A 9,571-nucleotide genomic window follows, 5' to 3' on the forward strand; every position below is an offset into this window, starting at 1 on the left:
ACACTTTCTCCCGGGGGCTTTCTTGTTTGCCGAAAGGCCGGGTTCGACCGACGTCGCCGTCGCGCCGGGAAACCGGGAAGGAACCGCCAGGGTGAGACTTCGGAATCTGCTTCTGCACGCCGCCCAGGAGACCGTGGGAGGCCAAGCCGTGATCGAGGGCGTCATGATGCGCGCCAAGGATCGCCTGGCCATAGCCGTGCGTCGCCCGGGAGGCGAGATCCACGTGGAGGTCCGGCCCTGGTTTTCCCTGACGAAGGCCCCTCTTCTGCGCAAACCCTTCGTGCGCGGCTTCCCCGTGCTGCTGGAAACCCTGGTCAACGGCATCAAGGCCCTGAACTTCTCGGCCACCCAGGCCGTGGACGAGGAGACCGACGGCGAGATCACCGGGTTCCACTTGGCTTTGACCATGGTCGTGGCCATCGGCGCGGCCCTCGGACTCTTCGTCGTCCTGCCGCACTTCTTTTCCTTGGCCATGGAATGGCTCGGCCTGTCCGGCGACGTGGACGCCCTGAGCTTCCACATCTGGGACGGCCTGTTCAAACTGCTCCTGTTCGTGGGCTACATCCTGGCCATCTCCTACGTGCCGGACATCCGGCGGGTCTTCCAGTACCATGGGGCCGAGCACAAGGTCATCTGGACCTTCGAGAGCGGCGGCCTGCTCACGCCGGAGTCCACCCGGCCCTTCAGCCGCCTGCACCCTCGTTGCGGCACGGCCTTTCTGCTCTTCGTCCTGGCCGTGAGCATCGTGCTCTACACATTTCTCGTCCCCTGGCTGTTGACCTTCTACGCCCCGTCAGTCTTCCTGGTGAAGCACCTCTACATCGTGACCCTCAAGCTCTTCCTGATGATCCCGGTGAGCTGTCTGGCCTATGAGATGATCAAGTTCGCCGGGCGCTATCGCGACAACGGTTTGTGCAAGATTCTCTGCTGGCCTGGGCTGGCCATGCAGATATTGACCACCAAGGAGCCCGACGACCGCCAGATCGAGGTGGCCATCGCTGCTCTCAAGGGTGCGGTGGGCGAAAGGAGTGCCTGCTGATGTTCGCCAAGCTGGAACAGATCGAGCGCACCTTCATCGACCTGGAAAAGGAGCTGTCGCAACCCGAGGTCTTCGGCGACCAGGAGCGCTACCGCAAGCTGACCAAGAGCCATTCTGACATGGGCGAGATCGTCAAGGTCTTTCGTGACTACAAGCGCCTGACCCAGGAACTGGCCGACAACAAGGAGCTGGTCCGGGACGCCGACCCCGAGATTCGGGAGATGGCCCATGCCGAGATCGCGTCCATCGAGGAACGCCTGCCCGCCTTGGAGGAGGAGTTGAAGATTCTGCTCCTGCCCAAGGATCCCATGGACGACAAGAACATCATCGTGGAAATCCGCGCGGGCACCGGTGGCGAGGAAGCCGCGCTGTTCGCGGCGGACCTCTACCGCATGTACGCCCGCTACGCCGAGGCCCAGGGCTGGAAGGTCGAGGAAATGTCCAGCCATGACACCGGTTCCGGCGGATTCAAGGAAGTGATCGCGGCCATCTCCGGCAACAAGGTCTACTCCAAGCTCAAGTACGAGTCCGGGACCCACCGGGTGCAGCGCGTCCCGGCCACCGAGGCCCAGGGGCGCATCCATACCTCGGCCGTGACCGTGGCGGTGCTGCCCGAGGCCGAGGAGGTGGACGTGGAGATCAAGCCGGACGAGGTCCGGGTGGACGTGTTTCGTTCCTCCGGCCCCGGCGGCCAGAGCGTGAACACCACGGATTCGGCCATCCGCGTGACGCACCTGCCCACCGGCCTGGTGGTCTCCTGCCAGGACGAGAAGTCCCAGCACAAGAACAAGGCCAAGGCGCTCAAGGTGCTGCGTTCGCGGTTGCTCCAACTGGAGCAGGACCGCAAGAACGCCGAATACAACGAGGCCCGGCGCAGTCAGGTGGGATCGGGCGACCGCTCGGAGCGCATCCGCACCTACAACTTTCCGCAGGGACGGGTCACGGACCACCGCATCAACCTGACCCTCTACAAGCTCGCCGCCGTTCTGGAAGGAGATCTGGACGAGCTGGTCCAGGGACTTGTCAGCCACTACCAGACCGAGGCCCTGACTCGTCAGGCCGGAGCCCAGTAGCACGCCCATGACCGGACCCACCGTCCGGGAAATTCTCGGAAAGTCCCAGGAGTACCTCGCCGCGCGCGGCGTGGACTCTCCGCGTCTGTCGGCCGAACTGCTGCTGGCCGAGGTCTTGGGAACGGACCGTCTGCATTTGTTCCTGAACATGGACCGGCCCCTGGCGGGTGAGGAACTGGCCCGGGCCCGCGCGCTGGTGACCCGTCGCGGCCGGGGCGAACCCGCCGCCCTGATTTTGGGCCGCAAGGAGTTCTGGGGGCTGGAATTCACGGTCTGCGGCGACGTGCTCGTGCCCCGGCCCGAGACGGAATGCATCGTGGAGGAGGCCGGGAGCCTCTTTCCTCGGGACGCGGCCCTGACCATCGTGGACCTGGGCACGGGTTCGGGCTGCTTGGCCGTGATTCTGGCCCTGCAGTTTTCAACCGCCCGGGTGGCGGCCGTGGACCTGAGCCCGGCCGCGCTCGCCGTGGCCCGTGAGAATGTCCGGCGGCATGGCGTGGCGGAGCGGGTCACCCTGACCCGGGCCGACGCCGGGGCCTGCCCCCTGGCCGACGACTGCGCCGATCTCGTGGTGGCCAACCCGCCCTACATCAGTGACGTCGAGTACGCCGAGCTTTCCCATGAGGTGCGCGATTTCGAACCGCCGCTGGCCCTGCGCGGCGGGCCGGACGGCCTGGATCAGATTCGGGCCCAGGCTCCGGAAATGGCCCGCATCCTGCGCCCCGGCGGCGTGGTCTTGATGGAGATCGGCTGCGGCCAGGGCGCTGCCGTCCGGGCCTTGTTCGAGGGACTGGACGCCTTCGGCGAAGTGGCGGTTCTGCGCGACTTGGCCGGTCTGGACCGTGTGCTTTTGGCCCGCCGCCGTTGATCAGGCTGTGGTGAAAAGCACACAACTCCCGGAAAGCTGTGGGGAAAACCCTACGAAAAACGGCTGCCCGTACCGTGGGTGGGCAGTGGGAATTTTTTTGTAACTCATTGAAACAGTTGGATGTAAAATTCTCTAGACTCCATGGCGCGATTCTTGCTTGGTGGGAAGCCGGAGGGAGTATGCTACAGACCACCATCCGCAAGACCGTTCGCTGCAAAGGAATCGGGCTGCATAGCGGCAAGCAGGTCGAACTGACCCTGCGCCCGGCCCCTGAAGATACCGGTATACTGTTTTCCGTCCGCAACGGCTCCGGCTCCGCCTTCCTGGCTCCCAACCCGTCGCTGGTCGTGGACACGGGTTTGGCCACCACACTGGGAAACGGACAGGAGAGCGTGGCCACGGTGGAGCATTTGCTGGCCGCCATCCGGGGCCTGTCCATCGACAACATCCACGTCGAGGTCCAGGGCCGGGAAGTTCCGATCATGGACGGCAGCGCCGGTTCCTTCGTCTACCTGCTGAACCAGGCGGGCGTCCGCGCCCTGGCCAAGCCGCGGCGCGTCCTGGCCCTCAAGGCCCCGATCAACTTCGAGAACCAGGGCCGCTTCATCAAGGCCGAGCCTTTCAACGGCTTCCGCGTGGACTACACCATCGAGTTCGCCCATCCGCTCATCGGCCGCCAGCACCTCGCCTGGGAAGGCTCCCCGCGCGCCTTCGCCGCCGATCTGGCCAAGGCCCGCACGTTCGGCTTCCTCAAGGAAGTGGACTATCTGCACGCCAATGGCTTGGCTCTGGGCGGTTCTCTGGACAACGCCATCGTCCTGGACGAGTACAATGTGCTCAACGCCGACGGTCTGCGCTACAAGGACGAGTTCGTGCGCCACAAGCTGCTGGACTTCGTGGGCGACATGGCCGTCATGGGCATGCCGCTTCACGGCAGTTTCGAGGTCTTCGCCTCGGGGCACGCCCTGAACAACGCCTTCCTGCGCTATCTGGACGCCCACCGCGCGGATTATCTCGAGGAGATCGAGTTGCCCGTCGCCGCTCCCGTTCAGGCCCCTGAATCCATGGCCGGAAAAATCGCCCGCCCTGTCCAGGCCGTGGCCTGATTTCGGTTCGCTTTTCCTTGAAAACGAAACGACCCGCCGTGAGGCGGGTCGTTTCGTTTTCAGATCCGAAGCCCGCGCAGAGCCTCGGCCAAGACGCCGCCCCGACCGCCGGGAGGCAGGCGTTCCAATCCCAGGAATTCCGCACGCGCATCGGATGCTGTGAACGCCTTCAATCCTGCGTTCCAGGCTTCCGGACGTTCCAGCAGCAGCCGCCAGGCGGCCCTGGGAGGTTTGAAGAGCACCCGCAGACGCGTCATGCCCCTGGGCGGAGCGATGAATCCGAGTTCGGCGTCCAGCAGCCCGCGCCCAGTGTTCCGCACCACCAGCTCATGGGCCTCGGCTCCCATGGGGAGCCAGGGCAGCCAATACAGGCGCCGGCCATGGGGAGCCAGCGCCCGGTTCAGGGTTCCGACGACGCCGGCGCAACGCAGAAAGGCCTCGGCCCGGGCGGTGTCGCTCATGAGCCAGGACCGGTAGGCCGCCGGGTTCGCCTCGGCCGGGTATTCAGGAGTGTGCCGCAAAAGGCCGTCGAAGTGGGAGCGAACGGTCAGGAAATCCGCGGCCATGATGGCCAGGGGGGTGGCAGGACTGTAAGCCGGGGTCACGTCCTGAAGCTGGATGTCCGGCTCCAGGCTCTTGACCAGGAACAACAAGACGGCGCCGGGCGCGGGCATTTGGGCCACGCGGGCCAACAGCTCCTGGCCGTCCACGGAGACCCAGGCCAGCCCACCTTCCTCGCGGAGGAAACGCGCCCGCACCTTCTGTCCCACCTTGTGACGGGAGCGGAAGGCGGCTTGCCGGGCCAGGGCTTCCCAAGGGTCGTGCATGGCCTCGTATCCGGCTTAGTTTCCGGCCTGGCTGATGATGAGTTCCACTTCCTCCACGCTGAGACCTGTGGCCCTGGCCAGGCTCGGGGTCGGCTTGCCCTCGCCGTGCCCCGCGAGGATGACCTGCCGCAGGAAGCGGGGAGAGCGGGTGAAGCCCTCGGCCTGCTTGACCAGGTCGCTCAGTTGTCTGGTGCGTTCCTCCAGGAGCTGGTCCAGGCGGGCCAGCTCCTCCTGGCGGCCGCGAAAGCTGTCCACCAGCTCCCTCTCCAACTGGGCGTTGACCTGGAGCTTGCGCAGGAGTTCGCCCTGGCGGGACTGGAGGCCATGCACCAGGGCTTCGGATTTTCGCAGCCGCAGGAAGAAGACGATGACCACGGAGAGCAGGGCCAGTTCGGCCAGGGAAACCAGGACCAGAAGCAGGGCGGAAGCGTTCATGCATACCTCGGGTTGCGTCACCGCCGCGGGTGTCAAAAATCCGGTGCGCGCGGCGTATCGCGAGATGGGTGTGCAAGAAATCTGCCGTGGGGAGGGGAAGCTAAATCTTGACGTTGATGATGTTGCCGGTCCAAGGCGAGGCGTTGGAGGCCAGGGCTTCCTGTTCGGAAGCCGGAGAGCGTTCGCGATACTGTTCCTGAGGCTGTCCGCGGCTCTGTCCTCCGCCGTCCCGGTCCACCGGATCGGCGGCTTCCGACTGTTCCACCTGCTGCACGGTTTCCTTTTCCTCGCGCATCTTCCGGTGCAGGAGCGGGGCGAACAGGCTCTGGTGCGCCTCGGGCTTGACCTGCTCGGCATGCACCACCTTCTGCACATACGGCAGCTGGGAGATGAGGATGGGCAGATCCAAGGGCGAGGGCGTCATGTCACTTCACCACATACTCCTCAAAGAGGAGGTTTTCGAACTGCCCGGCCCCCATGTACTGGTTGACCACGGTGAGCAGCTCTTTTTTGAGTCGTTCCGCATTCTTCTCATCGGCCAGAAATTGCAGATCTTTATTCTTCAGGTAGTAGTACACGGCGTTGCGCACCGTGATGGTTTCCTGGGTCAGGTTCTTGGCCAAGTTCTGGTCCTTGGTGCTGAAGACGATGCGCACCACCAGGAACCGGATGTCGCCGTTCTTGTCCTTCTGCTCCACCCAGAAGGGATCCAGACGCAGAATGGTTTCGCCTTCATCCTTGGGCTTGGCCTCCTCCACCGGCGGTGGCGGCGCCGGTTCAGCCTTTTGCTCCTCCACCGACGGTGGCGGCACCGGCGCGGGTTTGTTGAAGAACAGGAATTTGACCACCACTGAAATGAGCACCAGGGCCACGGCCAGTCCGATCCAGAGAAATTTGTTCTTGAGCCATGCCGGCGCCTGCCGAGGCGGTTTTTCCTCCTCCAACTGAGGTTGCGGAATCGCTTCCTCGACGACCTCCTCCTCTTCCTCCTCTTCCAGGAAGGGTGCGTCGTCCAGGTCCAGTTCGACCTTCTTGGTCTCGCGGCCCGCGCTCTCGCCTTCGTCGAGCTGAGCCTTGATCTGGCCCGCAGCCTCCGGAGCTTCGCGTGTTTCGTCGCTGTCGTCGGGGACGATGAAGAGCATGAGTCGGATTCCCCGCCGGTGTTATTTACCGAAGATCTTCTGGATCTTCTGGTTCAGCGTTTCGGGTGTGAACGGTTTGACGATGTAGTTGGAGACCTTGGCCTGCACGGCCTCGATGATGTTCTCCTGCTGGGCCTCGGCGGTGACCATGAGGAAGGGCAGCTCTGCATACTCCTCGCTGGCCCGTACCTTGCGCAGGAATTCGATGCCGCTCATCTTGGGCATGTTCCAGTCCGAGATGATGAAGTCGACATTCTCGCGGTTCAGGGCCTCCCAGCCGGTGGAGCCGTCGTCGGCCTCGATCACGTTGGTGAAGCCCAGTTGGCGCAGGATGTTCTTGATGATCTTGCGCATGGTGGAGAAGTCGTCCACCACGAGGATGCGCATGTTGAGATCGGCCGCCATCGCGTTCCCTCCGCTTCCTATTCGCCCTCGTTTTCGAACTTGGCCCGGAAGTTCTCCCGGAGTTTGAGCAGGGCCTGGGAGTGCAGTTGGGAGACACGGCCTTCCGTGATGTCCATGACCTCGGCCGTCTCTTTCATGTTCAATTCTTCACTGTAATAGAGCGAAATTACCAGCTTCTCACGTGGCGTCAATTCCTCGATGAGCCCGGCGACCTTGTTCACCATTTCCTGGAAGGCCGCTGATTGGAAAGGCTCGTTCTCGGTAAGGAGTTCCCTGTTGCCCATCAGGGATTCGTGCAGGGAGTCGATGCTCACGCAAAGGTTGTTTTGCAGCGCTTCCAGCCCTTGCTGGACTTCCCGGGGGGAAAGTCCGGTACGTTCCTCGATCTGCTTGGTGTTGGCCGAGACGCCGGTCTCATGCTCGATCTGGCGCATGGCGTCCTCGATGACCTTGACCTTGTGGCGCAGGCCTCGGGAAAACCAGTCCATGCGGCGCAGCTCGTCGAGCATGGCGCCCTTGATCCTGTTTTCGGAGTAGGTGTCGAACTTGATGCCGAACTCGGGGCGGAACTTGCTCAGGGCGTCCAACAGGCCCAGGCTTCCGGCGCTGAGCAGCTCGTTCAGCTCCACGCTTTGCGGGAGCTTGGCCTTGAGGCGCAAGGCCAGAATACGGATCTTGGGGCCGTAGTGACGGACCACCTGCTCCCGTTCCTTGGGGGAGAAGGCGTCCCAGGGCTTCAGCCCTTGCTCCAACTCAAGCCACGGAGGGTTCGTGGAAGAGGAGCTTTTTCCAGAAGAACTTGATGTTTCCATCCGTTTTCGCCGCCGTTTTCCAGGAGCCGATTGCGCGCGCGGCCGCGCCGATCGCCTGACTGGCCGCTGCATCGGGAGCGTGCGCACAGACCGGGATCTGGTTGATCACGGCCTTCTTCATCGCCGGATCCTGGGGGATGGCCCCCACCAGATCCAGCGAAACGCCGGAGAGGAAATGATCGCAAGCGCCCACGAGACGGGCGTAAGTCTCCTTGGCCTGCTTCGGATCCTTGACCATGTTCACCAGGACGCGGAAACGCTCCACGCCGTGCCGGTTCTTGAGCACCTTGATCAGGGCGTAGGCGTCGGTGAGCGAGGTCGGCTCGGGGGTCAGCACCAGGAGCCGTTCCTGGGCGGCCAGATTGAAGTAGAGCACGTTTTCGTTGATGCCCGCGCCGGTGTCCACGATGAGATAGTCGATGTCGTTCTCCAGGGAGTCCATGGATTCCAGGAGCTCGAGCTTCTGGCCGGTGTCCAGGTTGACCATCTCGGAGACGCCCGAGGATGCGGGCAGGATGCGGAATCCATACGGCGTGTCCAGCAGGATCTGGTCCAGAGTCACGTCTTCGTGGAAGAGATGAAAGATGTTCAGCTTGGGCGCGAGGCCCAGGATCACGTCCACGTTGGCCAGGCCCAGGTCGGCGTCCAGCAGGACCACCCGCTTGCCCATGCGGGACAGGCAGAGGGCCAGGTTGACCGAGATATTGGTCTTGCCCACGCCGCCCTTGCCGGAGGTCACGGAGAAGACCATGGGAAAACGAGAGGTCATCGGATCTCCTTGCCTATGCCGGGGCTCAGGCGGCGGCGCCTTCAGCCGGCAGCTGGTGCTTGAACAGAAGTCTCCAGATCATTTCGCCCCGAGCCGGCACCAGGCTGCCCGAAAGCCCCGGCGCGAAGGAGAGGGCCGATACGGGCAGTCCACTCTCGTGCGGGACGTTGATCAGTGCCCCGAAGGTACAGGCTTCATCGAGTTTCGTCCAGATGAGGCTTTTCAGGGCCGGGCTCGCGTATTTTTCGCGGAAGGCCCGGAACTGGGCCGGACTGTAGTAGGGATTGAGCACGAGATGCACGGCCATGTCCTCGAAATGGAGCATGCCGCGTGATCCCAGCCAGGATTCCAGGTCTGTACCGGCGGGAAGCCCGGGCAGGTCCACGAAGACCCGGTCGAAGTTGCGGGCGTCGGCCACCAGGCAGGCGAAGTCCTCGCGGCCGGCCACCTCCCGGAAGGCCAAGCCGGAGAGTTCGGCGTAGTGCCGGAGTACGACCCGCCCCTTGCCCTGGCACTGGTCGGCTGAGGCGAGGCAGATGCGGGCCTTGGGGTTGCGCTTCTTTTCGCGCAGGGCCAGACGGATGAGCGAGGTGGTCTTGCCCGCGCCGTGGGGGCCGGCCATGACATGAAATTTTTGGGGCCATTTTTTTGACTCGAAGGGTCGCACGCCGGTGAGGCTTTCCAGCACGGGCAGGATGGACAGGCCGGGATCCTCGCGCAGGCGCAGGTACACGGCCAGGAGCACGTCCTGCTCCACCCCCTCGCGCTCCAGGTATTCCAGGCTCAGGCGCTGGCGCGGCGTGAGCGCGGCGAGGTCCATCTGGGGCCGCATGAGGGCCAGAAATTGGTCCTTGAGCTGGCGCCACTCGCGCGACCACTCCGAAGCGGCCAGGGCTTCGCCCAGCACCTCCTCGCGGGTGCGGGAGGGGTGCGGGAGGATCGGCCGTTCCACGGCCGCCGTGATTTCGCAGACACGGGTTCCGTTGTCCGCGACGGTCTTGTTGGAAAGGATCACGGCCTCGTCTCCCAGGTCGGCCTTGACCTGGTCCAAGGCTTCCTTGGCGCTGCGGCCTCTGTAGGTCTTCACGTGCATGG

The 9,571-nt window shown here is 63.9% G+C and carries 12 protein-coding genes; 4 read left to right on the plus strand and 8 right to left on the minus strand.

Going from position 1 to position 9,571, the window contains the following annotated elements; genetic code table 11:
• Positions 1-91: 91 nt before the first annotated feature.
• From H587_RS0100530 to lpxC, 4 genes are all read left to right on the plus strand, one after another.
• Positions 92-1,039, plus strand: coding sequence for a DUF1385 domain-containing protein (locus tag H587_RS0100530; RefSeq protein ID WP_027174580.1), 948 nt, complete (start codon positions 92-94; stop codon positions 1,037-1,039).
• Positions 1,039-2,112, plus strand: a complete 1,074-nt coding sequence (gene prfA, locus H587_RS0100535) for a peptide chain release factor 1 (RefSeq protein WP_027174581.1) — start codon at positions 1,039-1,041, stop codon at positions 2,110-2,112. Before H587_RS0100530 ends, prfA begins: the two co-directional genes overlap by 1 nt.
• Before the next feature lie 7 nt (positions 2,113-2,119).
• The gene (prmC, locus tag H587_RS0100540) at positions 2,120-2,980 is read left to right on the plus strand and encodes a peptide chain release factor N(5)-glutamine methyltransferase (protein WP_027174582.1); all 861 of its coding nucleotides are present in this window, start codon (positions 2,120-2,122) and stop codon (positions 2,978-2,980) included.
• Positions 2,981-3,159: 179 nt separating this feature from the next.
• Complete coding sequence (gene lpxC / locus H587_RS0100545) at positions 3,160-4,086, plus strand: UDP-3-O-acyl-N-acetylglucosamine deacetylase (RefSeq protein WP_027174583.1); 927 nt, start codon at positions 3,160-3,162, stop codon at positions 4,084-4,086.
• Between the two features lie 59 nt (positions 4,087-4,145).
• On the opposite strand, the gene H587_RS19445 is transcribed toward lpxC, so the two are convergent.
• The 8 genes from H587_RS19445 to H587_RS0100585 form a co-directional block, all read right to left on the minus strand.
• On the minus strand, positions 4,146-4,913 hold the full coding sequence (locus tag H587_RS19445) for a hypothetical protein (RefSeq protein WP_027174584.1): 768 nt from the start codon (positions 4,911-4,913) through the stop codon (positions 4,146-4,148).
• 15 nt (positions 4,914-4,928) lie between these two features.
• Positions 4,929-5,348 carry a hypothetical protein gene (locus H587_RS0100555; RefSeq protein WP_027174585.1) on the minus strand — a complete coding sequence of 140 codons (420 nt, stop codon included), beginning with the start codon at positions 5,346-5,348 and terminating at the stop codon, positions 4,929-4,931.
• A gap of 100 nt (positions 5,349-5,448) precedes the next feature.
• Positions 5,449-5,772 (minus strand): hypothetical protein, encoded by a 324-nt coding sequence (locus H587_RS0100560; RefSeq protein ID WP_027174586.1) that lies wholly within the window; start codon positions 5,770-5,772, stop codon positions 5,449-5,451.
• Between the two features lies 1 nt (position 5,773).
• Positions 5,774-6,490, minus strand: a complete 717-nt coding sequence (locus H587_RS0100565; protein WP_027174587.1) for a flagellar basal body-associated FliL family protein — start codon at positions 6,488-6,490, stop codon at positions 5,774-5,776.
• A 21-nt stretch (positions 6,491-6,511) separates the two neighbouring features.
• A complete protein-coding gene (locus H587_RS0100570) occupies positions 6,512-6,895 on the minus strand; it encodes a chemotaxis response regulator CheY (protein WP_027174588.1) in 384 nt (127 codons plus the stop codon).
• A gap of 17 nt (positions 6,896-6,912) precedes the next feature.
• Positions 6,913-7,707: a FliA/WhiG family RNA polymerase sigma factor gene (locus H587_RS0100575; protein ID WP_027174589.1), complete on the minus strand. Its 795-nt coding sequence runs from the start codon at positions 7,705-7,707 to the stop codon at positions 6,913-6,915.
• Positions 7,649-8,476, minus strand: coding sequence for a MinD/ParA family protein (locus H587_RS0100580; protein WP_027174590.1), 828 nt, complete (start codon positions 8,474-8,476; stop codon positions 7,649-7,651). Before H587_RS0100580 ends, H587_RS0100575 begins: the two co-directional genes overlap by 59 nt.
• A gap of 25 nt (positions 8,477-8,501) precedes the next feature.
• A complete protein-coding gene (locus H587_RS0100585; protein ID WP_027174591.1) occupies positions 8,502-9,569 on the minus strand; it encodes a flagellar biosynthesis protein FlhF in 1,068 nt (355 codons plus the stop codon).
• Positions 9,570-9,571 lie beyond the last annotated feature (2 nt).

The sequence above is a fragment of the Desulfovibrio aminophilus DSM 12254 genome, from assembly GCF_000422565.1.
Classification (GTDB): Bacteria; Desulfobacterota; Desulfovibrionia; order Desulfovibrionales; family Desulfovibrionaceae; genus Aminidesulfovibrio; species Aminidesulfovibrio aminophilus.